Here is a 902-nt window from a genome sequence, read left to right as displayed (position 1 = left end):
TGCGCCGTTACGGATGACCGTCCGGGAGCACCCCGCCGCAGATGAGGAGGAGGCCGCCGTGCCCGTCATATCCGCTCCCCACGCCTTCAACGAGTCCCAGCTCTATGTGGACCTCGAGCCCCTCTTCGGGCGCCCCCTGCTCCTGAAGTGCGAGGGCTTCAACTTCGCCGGCTCGATCAAGCTGAAGGCCGCGACCGAGATGGTGGAGGCCGCCGAGCGAAACGGAGAACTCACCCCGGAGTCGATCCTGGTCGAGTCCTCGTCCGGCAACCTCGGCGTGGCGCTGAGCATGATCGCGGCGAGCAAGGGCTACCGGTTCCTGTGCGTGACGGACTCCCGCTGCAACCTGTCGACCAGACTCCTGATGGAGGCACTGGGCAGCCGGGTGCACACCATCGCCGGCGCGGACGCCGAGGGCGGCTTCCTGAGCGCGCGGCTCGACTACGTCCGTGCGCTGTGCGACTCCGATGACCGGTACGTGTGGCTCAGCCAGTACACCAACCCGGGCAACTGGAAGGCGCACTACCGCAAGACGGCGCCGGAGATCGCCCAGCACTTCCCGCAGCTGGACGTGCTGTTCGTCGGCGCCGGCACCACCGGAACCCTGATGGGCTGCGCCCGCTACTTCCGTCGGTGGCACCGGCCGGTACGGATCGTCGCGGTGGACAGCGTCGGTTCGGTGACCTTCGGGGGCGCGCCGGGCCGCCGCATGATTCCCGGGCTCGGCATGAGCGTGCCCCCGCCGCTGCTCGACGAGTCCTACGTGGACGAGGTGATACGCGTCGAGGAGACGGACACCATCCGTGCGTGCCATCGCCTGGCCAGACGCGGCTTCCTCTTCGGCGGCTCCACCGGCACGGTCGTCAGCGGCGCGATGCGCTGGCTGGACGACCACGCCACGC

At 69.3% G+C, this 902-nt stretch carries 1 protein-coding gene; it reads left to right on the top strand.

The window, feature by feature from the left end; genetic code table 11:
• Positions 1 to 58 precede the first annotated feature (58 nt).
• Positions 59 to 902: pyridoxal-phosphate dependent enzyme (locus JL475_RS39185; protein ID WP_202282954.1), on the top strand; the 844-nt coding region annotated here is incomplete at its 3' end.

It is taken from the genome of Streptomyces sp. M2CJ-2 (assembly GCF_016757295.1).
Taxonomy (GTDB): domain Bacteria; phylum Actinomycetota; class Actinomycetes; order Streptomycetales; family Streptomycetaceae; genus Streptomyces.
Note: the sequence above shows the minus strand (reverse complement) of the source record. Positions and strands in the feature narration are given on the sequence as shown.